This is a genomic window from Metabacillus litoralis, from assembly GCF_003667825.1.
In the GTDB taxonomy this organism is placed as follows: domain Bacteria; phylum Bacillota; class Bacilli; order Bacillales; family Bacillaceae; genus Metabacillus; species Metabacillus litoralis_B.
The window spans coordinates 3,122,780-3,140,085 of sequence record NZ_CP033043.1; the positions used below are offsets into that span (position 1 = coordinate 3,122,780).

Genomic DNA, 17,306 nt, shown 5'->3' on the forward strand with positions numbered 1-17,306 from the left:
AACCCCAATTATTTTTCCGTCCTTTTTCATTTAACGACGAATTGCTACAAATTCCTTTAGAACTGTCGAAATAACACTAAAACTATTAGGAAGAATTAGTTATATTCACCTAGCAGTTTGGTCATTATGAGTGTATCGGGCAAGACTAGACCAAACTATCATCCTAACTCACTTTTACTACAAGACACCCACGTCTTGCCCGTATTTATTTTATCAGGATAGCTTCTTCATATAATAACTCCTTAATCAAAGCTAAACCTTTCTTCTTTCCAAGGATCTCCTTGCATATGATATCCATTCCTTTCCCAAAAACCAGGATGATTTTTCTCAGTAAATTGAATCCCTCTCACCCACTTAGCACTTTTCCAGAAGTAAAGATGAGGAATAACTGCCCGCAATGGAAATCCATGCTCAGGTGTTAAAGGTTCATCATTATAGGCATAGGCAAGTAAGCTTGTTTCTTTCATAAAATCCTCTAATGGAAGATTTGTTGTCCAGCCTTCTTCAGCATGTATAATCACAAAGTTTGCCTTTGGCTTAAGCTTAATGTCCTTCAAAAGGTCCTGGGTTTTTATACCTTGCCAGCTAGCATCAAGTTTGGACCAACCTGTTACACAGTGAATATCGTTAGTTAAGTTTGATTGAGGAAAAAGCGTTTTTAGATCGTGTAGTGAATATAGCTTCGGGTTTTCTACAAGTCCATAAATTTGCAAATTCCACTTCTCTATATCCTCATAGTACGGAACATTACCCGTATGTAAAACTGGAAAGGTTGTTGTTACGTTTTGATTTGGTGGTACACGGTCCGATGTAAATGTTTTTCTTTTTTTACCAAAGTACATTTATTTGAATCCCTCTCTTCATTTTTAATGTTAACCTATTATAAAAACCGGTTGACAATGTTTCGTCGGTCTATTATTCTTTTTTTAAGGATTATATCAAAAAGGGGGATAAACAATGAAAAAGAAATTAACTACATATGATATTGCATTGGTTGGAATGTTTGCTGCTTTAATGGCAATTGGAGCAAACATAACATCTTGGGCACCATTTCTTGAAATAGCGGGTGTGCCTTTATCTATGCAGCCTTTCTTTTGTATTTTAGCAGGTTTATTATTGGGGAGCAGACTTGGTGCTTTATCAATGATCGTATATGCACTAGTAGGAATTGCAGGAGCACCTGTTTTTGCACAATTTAGCGGTGGAATTGGTGTGATATTTGGAAGCACTGGTGGATTTATTATATCTTATATTGTAGCAGCTTATGCAGCGGGTAAAGTGATTGAATTCAGTAAAGAAAAGAAGCTTCCTACATTTATGACAGCCTCATTTGTTGGAATCTCACTTATTTATCTTGTCGGCACAACCTATATGTGGCTTGCATTAAATGTTTGGATTAATGCTCCTATGTCCTATGGAGCTGCTTGGGCTATTATGTCTTGGTTTATTGTAAAAGATGTAGCTTTTACAATTTTAGGTGCATTTATTGCTCCTCGTATTTATTTTGCAGTAACAAAAGCAACATCAAAAAGAATAGCGGCTTAAATGAATACACCAAGGCATTTGATAAAGCCTTGGTGTTTTTGTTAACCTTATTCAATTGAACCTTTATTTTCCTCAAGATAAAGCTGTTCTTGCTCAGCCGTCATTACGCCTGTCGCCTCTCCGATTGTACCTCCTTGAATTCTCCAAATTTTATTATGATCTTTGTCAGCTTCTGAGAAATCATCAACCGACCACCTATGTAAAATATCTAAAAATACTTCTTCATTTTCATATTGACCATTTTCAACAACTGCAATAAGATAGTTTATTCGTTCAGTTGTCATTTCATAATGAAGCCACTTTTCTTCGGCAATTACTTTTTGATGAGACATACCATGCATATAATTAAGTATATCTTCCTCTGTTAACTCAGTAGCCTCTTTGCCTCTGAATGGATTTTCAGCTAGATTACCTTCCTCTGAAGCCTTATCAACCTTCTCCTTTGATGTTTTTTCTTCACTATCAGCTTGGGGAGTAGATACAGCTTTTGAATTTACCATATCTAGCATAATGACACTAAAACACCCTAAACATATTGCTCCTACTATCACACTAGCAACAAGTATTTTGTTTTCCTTCATCCATGACATGGAAATAACCCCCTAAAAAAGGATAGTTCTATGATACAATGGATAATTTAATAGAGACAAGAGAAGACTTTGTCGAAAGAAATCACATCTAAACATTTTTACTAATTTGTTAGTATGAATGTATAATAAATACTAGTTTTGGTTATAAAGATAGTAGAGTAAACAAAGAGGGTGTGAAAAAATGAAGGCTTTAGTCATCAAAAGATATTTTTTAGATATAAATGAAAGAGAACAACTTGAAAGAGAGTTTATCAAACAAAATCCCGATGTAATTGAGAATATACTAGAATGGGATGATGAGGAGTTACTGGAGAGATTAAAAATAGACAGAAAAAACTTGGTTTAATAGACCAAGTTTTTTTCTGCTCATGAGCTTAAAGTAAAATGGCTGCGATCCATCCAAAAAGAATTAACGGGATATTATAGTGAACAAAGGTTGGAACACAAGTATCCCAAATATGATGATGATTTCCGTCAGCAGCCAGTCCTGATGTTGGACCTAATGTACTATCAGAAGCAGGAGATCCTGCATCTCCTAGTGCTGCAGCTGTCCCAACAATAGCAATTGTTGCCATTGGACTAAAACCTAACTCCATGCATAATGGAACGAATATCGTTGTAATGATTGGAATCGTCGAAAATGAAGAGCCTATCCCCATCGTAATGAGCAAGCCTACAATCAGCATTAGGATGGCCCCAATTGTTTGATTTCCCCCGATTAGATTTGCTGCGTCTTCTACTAACTTTTCAACATGACCAGTTTCTTTAAGAACACTAGCAAACCCTGAAGCTGTAATCATCACAAACCCAATAAAAGCCATCATCTTCATACCTGAAGTCATGATCGAATCTGCTTCGTTTCGTTTTAAGACACCACCAAGAAATAAAACACTTAAACCGGCTAATGCACCGAAGATCATTCCTTCTACTCCAAGTTTCTGAGAAAGATAGAGTTGTACAGAAAGTGAAACTAGAATCGCCACTACTGCTACAGTGATACTTTTCTTTGTATAAGTTTGACCTGACTGCTGCCCAGCCAATTCACGAGTTTCATATTGTCTTTTCTTACGATATGTAAAGAAAACAGCTATTAACAAACCGCATACCATCCCAATTGCAGGTATTGCCATAGCAGAGGGAATATCTGATAACGAAACCGTTAAGCCGCTTTCCTGCATATTCGTTTGCATAATTTCATGGAAAATCGCCCCAAACCCTACAGGTAAGAACATATATGGAGTAATTAACCCAAATGTTAATACAGTTGCAATTAAACGGCGATCAACTTGAAGCTCATTCAGTACTTTTAATAGTGGTGGAATAAGCACTGGAATAAAAGCAATGTGAACAGGAATGACATTTTGTGAGAAAATAGCCATGATTAAGATCATAAAAACAATTAGTGCTTTTGATAAAGCTTTTCTTCTTGTATCACCGTCTCGACCTACTAGTTTTATAACTGAGGATACCATAGCATCTGGTAGTCCTGAAGTTGTTAGAGCAACTGCAAATGCTCCTAACAATGCGTAACTTAGCGCAACTGTTGCATTGCCTCCCAAACCTGTTGTAAAGGTATCTACTGTTGTGGCTAAATCCAAACCACCTGTTAGTCCTCCAATTATTGCGCCTATCACAAGTGCAAAAACAACATTTATTCTTAATAAGCTTAAAATAAGCATAGCAAAAACAGCAATAATGACTGCATTCAAAAATAAAACCCCCAAAATCCTTTAGTTTACTAATATGGTAGAGAATTAAACAACGAAAATTAATTTACCATACTTTTTTCGAGCCTGTCAATTGCTAAAGGAGAATTTATTTGACGATTTTGATCATTTATTTGCTAGTTTTGAAGTTTTATTTGACGATTCTTAGTATTTATTTGCTAATGATGAACTTTTATTTGCCGCTTTGCTCTATATATTTGATTTTTGACAAAATCACGAAAAAAGGACCAACATACACATATGTCGGTCCTCTTTCTTTATTTCACTTCAAAATTCTCTACTAAAGTAGCTAATGTTCTAGCCATTACGCCAGTTGCACCTGTTGGGCCAAGTTCGGATTTTTTGGATGTTGTAGCTGTTCCTGCTATATCTAGGTGTACCCATGGAGTGCCTTCAGCGAATTCCCCAATAAACGTTCCTGCCATAATGGCATGCCCTTCCCGACCAGGAGAATTGTTTAAGTCGGCCATCTGACTATTTCGAACACGTTTTTTATCGCCTTCAAATATCGGTAAACGCCAGACTGGTTCATCACATTCGTGTGATGCTTGAAGAACTTGTTCAAAAAACTCCTCATTATTAGTCATAGCACCAGTTGTCTCTGTTCCTAACGCAATAATTACGCCACCTGTTAATGTAGCAACGTCAACTAAATAACTAGCTCCATGAAATTTTGCGTATGTAATCCCATCAGCAAGCGCCAATCGACCTTCTGCATCAGTATTCAAAACCTCAATCGTTTTTCCACTTAATGACACAATCACATCATCAGGTTTAAATGCACCACCACTAATCATATTATCTGTAGAAGGGATTACAGCTACAACATTTTGTTCAGGCTTCATTTCACCGATGATCTGCATAGCTCCAAGCACAGATGCTGCTCCCCCCATGTCCGTTTTCATCCCGACAATTCCATCCTTTGGCTTAATGGAGTAGCCACCTGTATCATAGGTAATTCCTTTTCCTACAAGTCCAATTACATCTGTCCACTCTTCTTTTCCCTGATATTTTAAGACAATCATTTTAGGTGGCTCTTCTGATCCTTTATTGACCGCTAGGAGAGCTCCCATACCAAGTCGTTCCATATCCTCTTTTTCCAAAACCTCGTATTCAAATTGATATCTGTTTGCTAATTCAATTGAATAAGAAGCAAGCTCTGTAGCTGTTAGAAGATTTGGTGGCATATTAGTTAGCGTTCTTGCACTATTTGTTCCTTCACCAAAAGCATAACCAACTTCAAGTGCAGATTTCATTTCAAGGCTATCTTCCTTTTCAGTCAATACAGAAATATTTTCAATATTTTTTTCAGGTTCATTTGATTTTTGTTTATAATCTAAAATCTTATAAGTTGATAAGGAGAAAGCTTCGGCAAGAGCATGTGCTGCTTCAACGTCGTTGATTCTTTCATTTATGAACGTGTCTATCGCTACACTTATATGTTGGAGCTTTGCTTGTTGAATCGTCTGAAATAATTCTCCAAAAGCTTTTTTTACTCGAAAAAATGTAATGTCTGCTTCTTTCCCTAAACCAACAAAGAAGATACGTTTTACAGCAAGTTTTCCAAGGGTATGTAGTTTAGTAACGGATTTATATTTTGTTGAGAGATCTCCGTCTTTCATTAACTCTGTTATTTGACCATTTAATTTCTCGTCAAGTTCTTTTGCATATCCAGTGAGTTTGCTCGTTTTTTGATATAGCCCTATAACTAATGTATCGTTATCGTTAAGTTCACTTGCATTTGCTGCTTGAATAACTTTAAACAATCATAGCACCTCCATTATGTATGTATCTCTATTGTATAGCACATATTTAAAAAAGTGTAATATGACAAATCCAACTACCAAACTTCACCTTATTCTGACAATGTATATGCTATAATGAAGAAAATCTTTTTAACAATTCTCTTTCTATTAAGAGTTTTTATACTACATAATTGACCTAAAAACGAAAGGAGCTTAATCTTGGAATTATTGTACAACTTTCCTTTACTTGCTGCACTGGCAGCCATTTTCTTTGCACAGTTTATTAAGGTACCGATCTATTTCTTTGTTTCAAAGAGGCTGGACTGGTCACTAATTACAAGCACTGGGGGAATGCCAAGCTCTCATTCAGCAGCTGTAACTGCACTTTCAACAGGAGTTGCTCTTGATCACGGACTTGGTTCATCCATTTTTGCTATTTCTGCTATTTTTGCGATCATTACGATGTTTGATGCAACGGGAGTAAGACGTCATGCTGGTGAACAAGCAACCGTTCTTAATCAGCTTGTTCTTGACTTTAACCGATTTGTTGAGGAAGCCAAGGTATGGCCTAAAAAGGCTGAACAAGATAAACAAAAAAAGTTGAAGGAGCTACTTGGACATCAGCCGATTGAAGTATTTTTTGGAGGATTAACTGGTATTCTTCTAGCCCTATTGTTACACTACCTTTTTGTTCTGTAAGGAGGCTTTACATGAGGATTATATCCATCTGTCCCAGCAATACGGAGCTTGCAGTTTATCTTGGTTTAAAGGAGCAATTAGTCGCCCTGGATGATTTCTCTGATTGGCCTCTGGATTTATCACATCTTCCACGTTTAGGCCCAGACCTTTCCATTAATATGGATAGGTTGGAATCATACCACCCTGATTTAGTGTTAGCTTCTCTTAGTGTTCCTGGAATGGAAAAAAACATTGAAGAATTGGAAAAGAGGAAAATTCCGCATATTGTTTTTAACCCTCAATCATTTCAAGATATATCCAATGATCTTCACACGTTAAGTAGATTAACCGGAAAGCAAAAGGAAGCAGAAGATGTTATAAAGAATTTTCAAGCTACTCTTCAAACATATAAGGAAATTTCTGATGAGATACCAAACCCACCTTCCATTTTCTTTGAATGGTGGCCGAACCCAATATTTTCCCCCGGACAAATCAACTGGTTAACTGAGCTAAGCAGATTAGCAGGAGCAAGAAACATTTTTGAAGATGTTGAATTAGCTAGCGTACAGACAACATGGGACGATGTCCTGAATCGAGACCCAGAATATTTTTGTTTATGCTGGGTTGGAGTTAAGCAATCTAGAATGAAATTGTCACATGTACTAAAAAGGGAAAGGGCACAAACCCTTCAAGCCGTTCAAAAGAACCAACTCCATTTATTAGAGGAATCATTGTTTTGCCGTCCCTCTCCACGGCTTATCCTTGGTTTACAAAAACTTGCCTATTTGTTGCATCCTGATATTTATCCCCGTCCTAATTAAAAGACAAAAAGCTAATGCTTTTTCATTAGCTTTTTGTCTTATTTTTTATATATTTTTGCCTAAACACTTGCATTGATTCATCTTCGTTTAAATTTTTTAATTGTTGTTCCGTTAATGTTCCATCACCCATTTGAACAACGTATACTTCTATTTGCTTTTTACCCCAATTATTATAAACCTCTTTAACGGTTTCATAATATAAATCTAATTTGTTTCCTTTAATGGCTCCACCCTTGTCTGCCACAACTCCATATCCGTAGCCTGGAATAAAAAGTATAGTACCAATAGGAAACACATCTAAATCTGCAGCAACTGTTGAATATAGATCTCTTTTTACTTTTACTCCGGAATAGGTAATTCCATAGCTAGGATGATCGGGCTGCTTTCCAGTAGACTCAACACCTGCCGTATAACCAGTTGCCACAACCTTTCTAGTCGGATACTGTGACCAATCAATTGCTTCTTCCAGTGAAACCTCTTGATTAACTGCTTCAACACTTGAAGACACCTGTGTTCTAATCGATGGTTCACTGTTCATAGCTTTAAAGGTAAGTCCTAGAAAACGGAAAGTTTCATTTTCTTCAGCTTCAGTGTGTGTATGAACTAGTTTTTCATTAAAATCCTCATTATGATTATAATACCAACTGGAGAGATCTTTAGCCTCAACACCTGAAATTGCGCTATATGTTGTTGTTAATGCTCCTAGAAATAATAATGTCATGATTAATCTTCTACTAACTCTCTTTATACTGATCATATGTTTCCTAAACACTCCTCTCACAAATCTATTCGTTCCCAGATTGTGAAAAAAGTATTCAAAATAGAGAAAAGTATATTTTACCAGCTCTGTTTTTTTGAATTCAAAAGGAACAAAGCGAAAGTGCCTCGTCAGCTGGATATCCTAGCGTTATACTAATTTCTGCAGTTTTTAATGTCCTAAAAGACAGAAAAAGCCTGACAATTCATTGTCAGACTTTTGTTGATAAGTATATTAAAACATCTGGTAGCCTCTTTTACGAAGCATTTTAATAATAATTCCTGAGAGAATCGCACCGATTAGTCCGCAGGATAAAATTAATAAATCAGCTAAAGCTAATGACATTATTTTATCCCCTAATTGTGAGAATGAATCACTAGGGCTTCTAAAATACTCTATAAATTTGACGTTATCTACTATGAAAATGCATACAATTGGATACACAATAGCCATAATCCAAGACATGCGTAAAAGCATATTCAATAAAAATCCAATACCAAAAAATAAGACTAAAAATAATAACATGGAAATTAATAAAACCGGTAAGCTCAACATGCCTATCACCTCCATTACACCACTATTAAGTGTACTGAACTAACGATAGACAGTCAATGCTTTGTCAGTGAACGTTTTATGACTTCTTCCCTGTACCATCACAGTTATTACATGTTTCAGAGCCACCTAGTATTAGTTGAAAATATCCTTTTCCAGAGCAATATGGGCATTCCTTTGTCTCAACCTTTATTGTGTTCATTTCTGTCTCCCCTTTAGGATCGTAGTGGTTTTTAATAATATACCAATTATTCTGACAATTATAAAGGGAGGAAATCTGACAAAAAAGTTTGTGTAAGCGAATACATTTAAGATTTTCTTTAAAATCCTCTCTTTATCATAGTTTTGCGAATATTATAAAAACATAGTATATGTTGTATATCCAAAATGATCCCCAGGATTAAATTGATCATATTTATTTAACTTTGCTTCAATGACGTCAGATGCTAGTTTCGTGATTAAGAGAGATGAGTTTTTGTCCTCTACTAACTTTTTAGGATGTATAAAAGCTACTTCCTCTAATTCCTCTTCTTGTACCTGTATTTCATTTGATTCTGCCGATAATGAAAAAATGACCATGTTATCACTAATCACTTCTTTTATTACCCCTGAACGAATTCCGACAACTCCAACTATACTAGCCGAGATGCCTGTTTCTTCTCTAATCTCCCGTAAAACAGCATCATCAATGGTTTCTCCTTCATTAACAAATCCAGCCGGAAAAGACCATTTGCCCTTGAGTCCACCATATTTCTTTTTAACAACAAGCCATTCTCCTTCATGATTAGCAACAATTCCCGATACAGCCAACCATACATTTCCCCTTTTGGATTGAGTCATTATAGAGCCCCCCTTTTTTATTATTTTAACACATAGAGAAATAAGAAAAGCGCAAGCGCCTTGGTCAGCCCCGACAAGCATAAGACGATTTGGAATAGAAGGCGCTCTCTTTGCCTTCTATTCCAAATTGGCTTATGACCTCGAGGCAGTCAAAAACGCGACAACCTGTGCTTCGGGGCTAGGCATCTGACTTTTTGCCAAAAAGTCAGACTGCTGGAGCTAGACACTAAAACTACGTACAAAATTTTATACTTCTTACCTTTTAAAAAGAGACAAAGGCAAATGCCTTCGTCTCTTTTTCACCACTATTATAAAATGTTGAATTTTCCTTTTTTCAATACTAATGAAGGACCACCAACCATGTATAAAGCACGGTTATCAATCATTTTCTTCATAAATGAAGCTTTAGTACCTACTAATTTTTTACCAAATACAACACCAACTGCATCGTCTTCACCTAATGATGCAACAGATCCTTTAATATCTGGAGTGAAAGATGCCATTTCTCCACGACCACGAATGGCTGATGCAAGGTTTTTCGCACATGTTTCACCTTGTTGCATAGCAATTTGTGCTGTTGGTGGATATGGACGGTTAATTTCTTCATTGATGATTAAAGAACAATCTCCAATAATGAATACATCTTCATGTCCCGGTGCACGTAGTTGTGGATCAACTTTTACACGGCCACGCATGTTTTCAAATCCAGCTTCTTCCACAACGCTGTTACCACGAACACCAGCTGCCCAAACAACAGTACCTGCTTTAATTGTTTCTAATTCTTCACCTTTTGCAACGATAATTCCTTCTTCGATACATTCTTTAATTGCTGTACCAATCATGAATTCTACGCCTTTTTTCTGTAAGTGATTCGTAGCATACTCAACTAGCTCAGGGTCAAATCCTGGTAATGCTGTTGGTGCTGCTTCCACACAGATAATACGTACTTTTTTAAAGTCAACATCATATTCTTTACAAAGCTCTGGAATTCTGTTTCCAAGCTCTCCTAAGAATTCAATTCCAGTGAAGCCAGCTCCACCAACAACAATTGTTAAACGCTCATCTTTCTTTTCTGCTTCCATGTTATAAGTAGCAAATTGATATTCAATATGCTCACGTAATTGTCTAGCAGAGTCAATGCTTGTGATTCCGAATGCATACTCTTTTAAACCTTGAATGCCAAATGTTTCTGGGTGAGCACCTAGTGAAATAACTAAATAGTCATATTCAACTTCACCATTTTCTAAAACGATTTTCTTCGCTTCCTTATCAATTGATACAACAGTATCTTGAACAAATTTCACACGATTTGTATCGATAATGTCTTTGATTTGGTAACGAGCACGGTCATGATGTAACGTACCAGCTGAAGCCTCATGTAACCATGTTGTTTCATAGTGATAGTCATTTTTGTTCACTAATGTGATATCTGCTTCATCAACACTAATTAATTTTTGTAAACGTGTAACTGTAATTAACCCACCATAACCTGCACCTAATATAACGACTCTTGGTTTTTTCACCGAAATACATCCACCTTTTCTTTTTAAAATTGTTGAATTGAATCGAATAATGTCTATTACTATATTCGACTTAAAACCACAATTTTATTTTTATTTAAGAGATAAAACTTTGTGAAAACATTCACTTACCAATGCATACCTTGGTATCTGCTACGTATAATATATATAAATACACCTATAAATCATATTAGCCATTCAACAATATTTTTTCAAGTTATTTTTTCTAACAAAAGACTATGTTTTTTTCTTCGTATAATTTATAATACATGGATTTTTGATACTACTTTTATTCAATGCGTTTTTAAACTGCGAAAAAGGAAGAATTTTGTCTTATGGATTGTCATTCATTTCAAGTGAAAGTTTATGGATTTTCACAATAAAATTTAAAGGAGGATGAGATATGAAAGAAGATCCTAAAGTCTATGATATTACCGTTGTTGGTGGTGGACCTGTTGGATTATTTACTGCCTTCTACGGTGGAATGAGACAGGCAAGTGTAAAAATCATTGAGAGCCTTCCACAATTAGGTGGTCAGCTTTCTACATTATATCCTGAAAAATACATCTATGATGTTGCAGGCTTCCCAAAAATAAGAGCTCAAGAGCTTGTAGACAATTTGAAGGAGCAAATGGGTCAGTTTGAGCAAACAGTTGTTTTAGATCAAGCTGTTGAACAAGTTGAGAAACAAGCTGATGGAGTATTTAAATTAACCACTAATAATGAAGTTCATTATACAAAAACAATCATCATTACAGCAGGCAATGGTGCTTTTAAGCCTCGCAAACTCGAGCTTGAGGAGAGTGAAAAATATGAGAATCAAAATTTACATTACTTTGTTGATGATTTAAATAAATTTGCCGAAAGAAATGTTGCTATTCTTGGCGGTGGAGACTCTGCCGTTGACTGGGCATTAATGCTCGAACCTGTTGCAAAAAGTGTAAGTTTAATACATAGACGAGATAAATTTAGAGCACATGAACATAGTGTTGAATTATTGATGAAATCGAAGGTACAGGTTTTAACTCCATTTGTTCCTGTTGAGCTAATTGGAGAGCAGGAAATTTCTCAAGTAGTATTAGAGGAAGTGAAAGGAGATCGAAAAGAAGTCTTACAAATTGATGATCTAATCGTTAATTTTGGATTTATTTCCTCCCTTGGGCCCATTAAAGACTGGGGTTTAACAATTGAGAAAAACTCGATTGTTGTTACCTCCAAAATGGAAACGAACATTGAGGGAATTTATGCAGCTGGAGATATTTGTACTTATGATGGCAAGGTTAAACTAATTGCAAGTGGATTTGGTGAGGCTCCAACAGCAGTTAACAATGCTAAGGCATATATGGATCCAAAAGCACGTGTCCAGCCATTACACAGTACGAGTTTATTTAGTTAATATAAAAAGCTGTTTACCACAAAAGTAAACAGCTTTTTTCTATCATTCATGAATGTCTAGCAATTTTCAGGCGTTCCAGTGTTTGTAGCTGTTCTAAACGATGATCCGCATCCACAGCTTGCTATGGCATTTGGATTATCAATTGTAAAGCCGCCGCCCATCATTGATTGCTTATAATCAATGATTGTTCCATTTAAAATGGCCGCATCTTCTTTTTTAATAAGAATGGTCATATCATGTTGTTCAAGAACTTGATCTTCTTCCGTTATTTCATGCTCAAATCCCATTCCATATGAAAGACCACTACAGCCTCCACCTTTAACACCAACACGAAGATACGCATTTTCCTCTTCATGTTCTTTCATCATATCTTTTATCTGATAAGCAGCAGCTTCTGTAATTTTGACAATTTCACTCATCTGAATACCTCCTTGCTTTATGTGAAAGGATCATACTACTAGTATACAACTATTGTATGGACTCACTCAAATAATTGAAACGATAGATTATTTAATATAAAAGGTGCCAGTACAAATGACTTCTGCAGGACCTGTCATTAAAACATTTCCGTCATTTGTCCAATTAATCATTAGATCTCCTCCAGCGAGGTGCACAACCGTTTCTTCTCCTTGATTTGTATGTTTGTTTAACACGGAAGATACAACTGCTGCACAAGCTCCTGTACCACATGCCTGTGTAACTCCAGAGCCTCTCTCCCAGACTCGAAAATGCAGCTCATTTTTGGAAACAACTTCTACAAACTCTACATTTACTCCTTCAGGAAAACGAGGATCTTTTTCAACGATAGGACCAAGTGTTGTAACAGGTGCTGTATTTATATTATCCACATAGAAAATAAGATGAGGATTCCCCATTGAAACAGCTGTTACATCATATTGTTGTCCTAAGAATTCGATTGATTCTGATATGGTTTGCTCAGAACCCTCACCTTCCATTGGTATCTCTGCTTTTGATAAACGCGGTGATCCCATATCAATTGTTACGAGGTTAACTTGGTTATCCTCAACATAAATAGTTGCTTCAACAAGACCTGACAATGTTTCAATTTTAAATGTTTTCTCTTTAACTAAATTATGCTCAAAAGCGTACTTAGCAACACATCTTAATCCATTTCCGCAATTTTTCCCTTCTGAGCCATCATTATTAAAGATTCTCATTTTAACTTCCGCTTTATCTGAAGGACATATTAAGATAAGACCATCAGAGCCAATTCCTGTATATACATTTGAGACCTGTCTAGCAATGTCGGCTAATTGGCCTTCTTCGAGCTGTTCCTCAAAAGTATTAACATAAATATAGTTGTTTCCTAATCCGTGCATTTTTGTAAATTGAAATGAGTTCATTGTTATCCTCCAAATATCTTCATTTTTATTAGTATAAAATGTTGGAAATCTGAAAACAATATAATTATCCCCCGTTTTATAGAATAGAAGCTTCCTGTTATTCAGGAAGCTTTTATTTTTTTGACTGCTTCTAAAATTCTAAGATAAAAAAACTTTCTAAAAACCAATAGATTATATACCAAAAAAATCCCATAAATATAATGACGAATAGTCCTTTTTACATAGTTTTCTGATATACTTTAGTTAAGTAGTACTACATGTCCACTCTTGACGAGACAAAGGAGTGATTCTTTATGAATAATGAACTACATCATCTGTATGATCGTAAAGTTAGTTGCTTAATGTGTAATACCAATTATAATACGAAAAAAGTACTTTCCAGATTTATTCGAGCACACCGGCACGATACGGACTTTTGTTCATATTACACTTCAACAGAAATCAATCCGCTTTTATATTATGTTTCTGTTTGTCCAAACTGCGGCTTTTCTTCCTCTGAGGAATGCTCAACTTATTTTCCTCCAAAGGCAAAAGAAACGATTCAACAAAAAGTTTGTGACAATTGGAATGGAAGAAATTATTGTTTTGAGCGTACCGTTGATACAGCGATAGAATCTTACAAGCTAGCCATTTACTGCTCTAGTATAAAAAAAGAAAATCATGTTGCACTAGCGGGACTTTATTTAAGATTATCATGGTTATTTCGTACTGAAAAAATTAACCACGAGGAAGAGCAACGCTTTTTAAGGCTAGCTCTTGAAGAATATGTTCACTCTTATATGGTTGATGACTATTCGGGAACCCAGCTTTCAGAAATTAAGCTTCTTTATCTGATCGGAGACTTAAGCAGAAGGTTAGATCTAGTTAGCCAGGCAACACAGTATTTTTCAAAGGTGATAGAAAAACAAAAGGACACTCTTGAAAAAGGTATTGTTCAAATGGCTAAAGATCGTTGGGCAGAAATGCGTGAAGTAAAATCAAGTTAATGAAAAAACAGGCTGACCATTTATCGGTCAGCTTGTTTTTGGTTACAATTAGCTAGTCAAACTGCTTTATTACGTTCAGGTAGTACGATTAGACAAGTTTTTAAAACATAGGATTTTCCTCTAAAAACGTATATATATTTTCAACTAACTCATCTGGGTCATCTCCAGTTACAACTTCCCCATTTACCAGCGCATATAAAGAATGTCCACATTTGCCACAATAGCTTAAACATCCGTATTCAATAATATCTAAATTAGGGTCTTTTTCCAGCTTTTCTAACGCTGCCTGAGCCCCTTGTGCTAAATTACTTATACAAAATTCAATAATTGGCTTCATCTTAACACCTCTCTACTGCTTAATCCTAATAGGATTACAAATAAACGTCAAATTTTATTATACTCTATGGTATCTAGTAATAAATACTAGATGCAACAATTATGTGATGCTTTTTCGTCATTTTTTTAGTTAAAAAAACGAAATAGGATTGTAAACACTAAACAAATAATTCATAATTATGTTGTACCATAAAGGGAAAATTTTTTTAACACAAAAAGAAAACGTTTTTTTAGAGTAATATTGTTGTATCTTTTTATTATAATTTTTAACCTATACAGATAGGACTAGCCTTAACTAAACGTTTCCTTTTTAAAAATTTATTTCCTTATTATTCATTTTTATTTGGTCAGAAGAATAGAACATATTGTGTATATATTCTTGGCCTTGCATTTATAGTTTATTAAAAACGTGGGGAAAAAGGAGTATCAAAAATGAAGAACCTAGTCATACTTGGCGGAGGATATGGCGGTATGCGTGTACTGCTTCGATTACTTCCAAATCAATTGCCTGAAGATGTTCAAATTACTCTTATTGATAAAAATCCTTATCATTGTTTAAAAACAGAATATTATGCACTTGCAGCAGGTACTATTTCAGATCATCATATAAGGGTCTCTTTTCCAGAACACCCTAGACTTCATTCCGTTTTTGGAGAAGTAACGTCTGTTGATCTTGAAAACAAACAAGTACAATTAAATGATCACGAGCCTGTTGCGTTTGATGACTTAATCATTGGTTTAGGTTGTGTAGATAAATATCATAACGTACCTGGAGCAGATGAATTCACTTATAGTATTCAAAGTATTGACCAGTCACGCGAAACCTACCAAGTGCTCAATAATTTAAAAGCAGATGCAACTGTAGGAATTGTTGGCGCAGGTTTAAGTGGTGTTGAGCTTGCCAGCGAACTTCGAGAAAGTCGAAAAGACCTTAACATTAAATTGTTTGATCGCAGTAAGCATATCCTCTCAAGCTTTCCTGAACGTTTAAGTAGTTATGTTGAAAAATGGTTCACAGAGCATGGTGTTGAAATTATTAGTGAAGCTAATATAACGAAGGTAGAACCAAACATTGTATATAATCATGATCAACCTTTTGAGTGTGATGCTATCGTATGGACAGCTGGAATTCAGCCGAATAAAGTTGTTAGAGATCTCCCAGTTGAAAAGGATAATCAAGGAAGAGTTGTATTAACTGTACAACATTTTATACCAAATCACGAAGATGTGTTTGTTGTTGGGGACTGCGCAAGTCTTCCACATGCCCCTAGCGCTCAGCTGGCAGAAGCGCAAGCTGAACAGATTGTCCAAGTACTATTAAAGAAGTGGAACAACGAACCTCTTCCAGAATCATTCCCACCTTTTAAATTGAAAGGTGTACTAGGTTCATTAGGGAAAAAGCAAGGCTTTGGACTTGTTAATGATAGACCTTTAATGGGCCGTGTACCACGACTATTAAAGTCTGGGGTACTTTGGATGTATAAATATCATAACGGTTAATAAGAAACCACTCAAGTCTTAGGACTTGAGTGGTTTTATTTAGTTAGCTATATAACCATACTGTTCCATTTCTTCACAAATTACCTTTAAACGAGGACTTCCCTCACCTACCACCTTTCCCTCAATAACAACAAGTGGATAAAAGTAATCATCATTAAGAATCTTTTGGGCAAACTCCTGCTTATCGGGCTCTTCTTGTGGTTGGTCAATATCAATATATACGATCTTAAACGGTTGATTTTTATATTTTCGACTTAATGCAGCTTCTAACCACTCATATGTTTCTTTAGCTGATGGTAAATTCACACAGCTTGGACAAAGAACCTCTGCACCATACACACTAATTTCAACAGTCTTCATTTTCCTTCACCTACAGTCTTTTTCTTCATTGTAGTCGATATATTATTATCTTACCATCCTTAACAAGAACCTTGTTCAAGAATTCTTGAGGCTAGCTATAGATATTTGGGGTTAGGCTATTTTCATGACAGCATTTGGGTATACTTACTAATGAAAACAGGTTCCTTTCCCTTACCTTTAGTAAGATTATATGGTAATATTGGGTTTATTAAGCCTTAGAAAATTCAATCTTACGATTAGATTTTTCTCTTCATTTCAAATATAATATAGATAAGGAAAGGAGTCGATTATAATGACAACTGAAACAGCAATGCTTGAACAAGTACAGGAAGTATTAGATAAACTTCGTCCATTCTTGCTTCGTGATGGAGGAGATTGTGAATTAGTAGATGTAGAAGATGGTATTGTTAAACTTCGCCTTTTAGGTGCTTGCGGAAGCTGCCCAAGCTCAACAATCACTTTAAAAGCTGGTATAGAGCGTGCGTTATTAGAAGAAGTACCAGGTGTGGTAGAAGTAGAACAAGTATTCTAATGCAAAAAGACTGACATTTAGGTGTCAGTCTTTTTGATTCCATCTCCACTCTTGTAT

Annotated in this window: 21 protein-coding genes; 8 read left to right on the forward strand and 13 right to left on the reverse strand. The window is 35.6% G+C overall.

The window, feature by feature from the left end; all coding sequences use genetic code 11:
- Positions 1–242: 242 nt before the first annotated feature.
- On the reverse strand, positions 243–842 hold the full coding sequence (locus D9842_RS15585; RefSeq protein ID WP_121663298.1) for a sulfite oxidase-like oxidoreductase: 600 nt from the start codon (positions 840–842) through the stop codon (positions 243–245).
- Between the two features lie 115 nt (positions 843–957).
- On the opposite strand from D9842_RS15585, the gene D9842_RS15590 reads away from it, so the two are divergent.
- Entirely contained in the window at positions 958–1,545 is a 588-nt protein-coding gene (locus D9842_RS15590) for a biotin transporter BioY (protein WP_121663299.1), read from the forward strand.
- A 47-nt stretch (positions 1,546–1,592) separates the two neighbouring features.
- Here the strand turns inward: D9842_RS15590 and D9842_RS15595 are convergent, their stop codons facing one another.
- On the reverse strand, positions 1,593–2,135 hold the full coding sequence (locus D9842_RS15595) for a DUF6241 domain-containing protein (RefSeq protein WP_121663300.1): 543 nt from the start codon (positions 2,133–2,135) through the stop codon (positions 1,593–1,595).
- 181 nt (positions 2,136–2,316) lie between these two features.
- Between D9842_RS15595 and D9842_RS25960 the strand changes: the two genes are divergently transcribed.
- Positions 2,317–2,481: a hypothetical protein gene (locus D9842_RS25960; RefSeq protein ID WP_162987450.1), complete on the forward strand. Its 165-nt coding sequence runs from the start codon at positions 2,317–2,319 to the stop codon at positions 2,479–2,481.
- A gap of 28 nt (positions 2,482–2,509) precedes the next feature.
- On the opposite strand, the gene D9842_RS15600 is transcribed toward D9842_RS25960, so the two are convergent.
- Together D9842_RS15600 and D9842_RS15605 are read right to left on the reverse strand one after the other, a co-directional pair.
- Positions 2,510–3,844: a Na+/H+ antiporter family protein gene (locus D9842_RS15600; protein WP_121663301.1), complete on the reverse strand. Its 1,335-nt coding sequence runs from the start codon at positions 3,842–3,844 to the stop codon at positions 2,510–2,512.
- 275 nt (positions 3,845–4,119) lie between these two features.
- Complete coding sequence (locus D9842_RS15605; protein ID WP_121663302.1) at positions 4,120–5,628, reverse strand: leucyl aminopeptidase; 1,509 nt, start codon at positions 5,626–5,628, stop codon at positions 4,120–4,122.
- Positions 5,629–5,826: 198 nt separating this feature from the next.
- Here D9842_RS15605 and D9842_RS15610 point away from each other — a divergent pair, with 198 nt between their 5' ends.
- Positions 5,827–6,306 (forward strand): divergent PAP2 family protein, encoded by a 480-nt coding sequence (locus D9842_RS15610; protein ID WP_098795547.1) that lies wholly within the window; start codon positions 5,827–5,829, stop codon positions 6,304–6,306.
- Positions 6,307–6,317: 11 nt separating this feature from the next.
- Entirely contained in the window at positions 6,318–7,106 is a 789-nt protein-coding gene (locus D9842_RS15615; RefSeq protein ID WP_121663303.1) for a cobalamin-binding protein, read from the forward strand.
- A gap of 25 nt (positions 7,107–7,131) precedes the next feature.
- Here D9842_RS15615 and D9842_RS15620 read toward each other — a convergent pair whose 3' ends face one another.
- The 5 genes from D9842_RS15620 to D9842_RS15635 all read right to left on the reverse strand — a co-directional run bounded on the left by D9842_RS15620 (position 7,132) and on the right by D9842_RS15635 (position 10,778).
- The gene (locus D9842_RS15620; RefSeq protein WP_121663304.1) at positions 7,132–7,863 is read right to left on the reverse strand and encodes a 3D domain-containing protein; all 732 of its coding nucleotides are present in this window, start codon (positions 7,861–7,863) and stop codon (positions 7,132–7,134) included.
- Positions 7,864–8,097: 234 nt separating this feature from the next.
- On the reverse strand, positions 8,098–8,418 hold the full coding sequence (locus tag D9842_RS15625; protein ID WP_121663305.1) for a YuiB family protein: 321 nt from the start codon (positions 8,416–8,418) through the stop codon (positions 8,098–8,100).
- Between the two features lie 76 nt (positions 8,419–8,494).
- A complete protein-coding gene (locus D9842_RS25965) occupies positions 8,495–8,617 on the reverse strand; it encodes a YuiA family protein (protein WP_162987451.1) in 123 nt (40 codons plus the stop codon).
- Between the two features lie 152 nt (positions 8,618–8,769).
- The gene (locus tag D9842_RS15630) at positions 8,770–9,255 is read right to left on the reverse strand and encodes an NUDIX domain-containing protein (RefSeq protein ID WP_121663306.1); all 486 of its coding nucleotides are present in this window, start codon (positions 9,253–9,255) and stop codon (positions 8,770–8,772) included.
- 308 nt (positions 9,256–9,563) lie between these two features.
- Positions 9,564–10,778 carry an NAD(P)/FAD-dependent oxidoreductase gene (locus D9842_RS15635; RefSeq protein ID WP_121663307.1) on the reverse strand — a complete coding sequence of 405 codons (1,215 nt, stop codon included), beginning with the start codon at positions 10,776–10,778 and terminating at the stop codon, positions 9,564–9,566.
- A gap of 400 nt (positions 10,779–11,178) precedes the next feature.
- Here D9842_RS15635 and yumC point away from each other — a divergent pair, with 400 nt between their 5' ends.
- The gene (gene yumC, locus D9842_RS15640; RefSeq protein ID WP_121663308.1) at positions 11,179–12,171 is read left to right on the forward strand and encodes a ferredoxin--NADP reductase 2; all 993 of its coding nucleotides are present in this window, start codon (positions 11,179–11,181) and stop codon (positions 12,169–12,171) included.
- Between the two features lie 56 nt (positions 12,172–12,227).
- On the opposite strand, the gene D9842_RS15645 is transcribed toward yumC, so the two are convergent.
- The gene (locus D9842_RS15645; protein WP_121663309.1) at positions 12,228–12,590 is read right to left on the reverse strand and encodes a HesB/IscA family protein; all 363 of its coding nucleotides are present in this window, start codon (positions 12,588–12,590) and stop codon (positions 12,228–12,230) included.
- An 87-nt stretch (positions 12,591–12,677) separates the two neighbouring features.
- Positions 12,678–13,535 (reverse strand): diaminopimelate epimerase, encoded by an 858-nt coding sequence (dapF, locus tag D9842_RS15650; RefSeq protein ID WP_121663310.1) that lies wholly within the window; start codon positions 13,533–13,535, stop codon positions 12,678–12,680.
- A gap of 293 nt (positions 13,536–13,828) precedes the next feature.
- Here dapF and D9842_RS15655 point away from each other — a divergent pair, with 293 nt between their 5' ends.
- Positions 13,829–14,521, forward strand: a complete 693-nt coding sequence (locus D9842_RS15655; RefSeq protein WP_121663311.1) for a DUF2225 domain-containing protein — start codon at positions 13,829–13,831, stop codon at positions 14,519–14,521.
- A 100-nt stretch (positions 14,522–14,621) separates the two neighbouring features.
- Here D9842_RS15655 and D9842_RS15660 read toward each other — a convergent pair whose 3' ends face one another.
- Positions 14,622–14,858, reverse strand: coding sequence for a YuzB family protein (locus D9842_RS15660; protein WP_098795538.1), 237 nt, complete (start codon positions 14,856–14,858; stop codon positions 14,622–14,624).
- Between the two features lie 431 nt (positions 14,859–15,289).
- On the opposite strand from D9842_RS15660, the gene D9842_RS15665 reads away from it, so the two are divergent.
- Entirely contained in the window at positions 15,290–16,357 is a 1,068-nt protein-coding gene (locus D9842_RS15665; protein WP_121663312.1) for an NAD(P)/FAD-dependent oxidoreductase, read from the forward strand.
- A gap of 39 nt (positions 16,358–16,396) precedes the next feature.
- Here D9842_RS15665 and D9842_RS15670 read toward each other — a convergent pair whose 3' ends face one another.
- Positions 16,397–16,717, reverse strand: a complete 321-nt coding sequence (locus tag D9842_RS15670) for a YuzD family protein (RefSeq protein ID WP_121663313.1) — start codon at positions 16,715–16,717, stop codon at positions 16,397–16,399.
- A gap of 292 nt (positions 16,718–17,009) precedes the next feature.
- On the opposite strand from D9842_RS15670, the gene D9842_RS15675 reads away from it, so the two are divergent.
- The gene (locus D9842_RS15675; protein ID WP_078431298.1) at positions 17,010–17,249 is read left to right on the forward strand and encodes a NifU family protein; all 240 of its coding nucleotides are present in this window, start codon (positions 17,010–17,012) and stop codon (positions 17,247–17,249) included.
- Positions 17,250–17,306 lie beyond the last annotated feature (57 nt).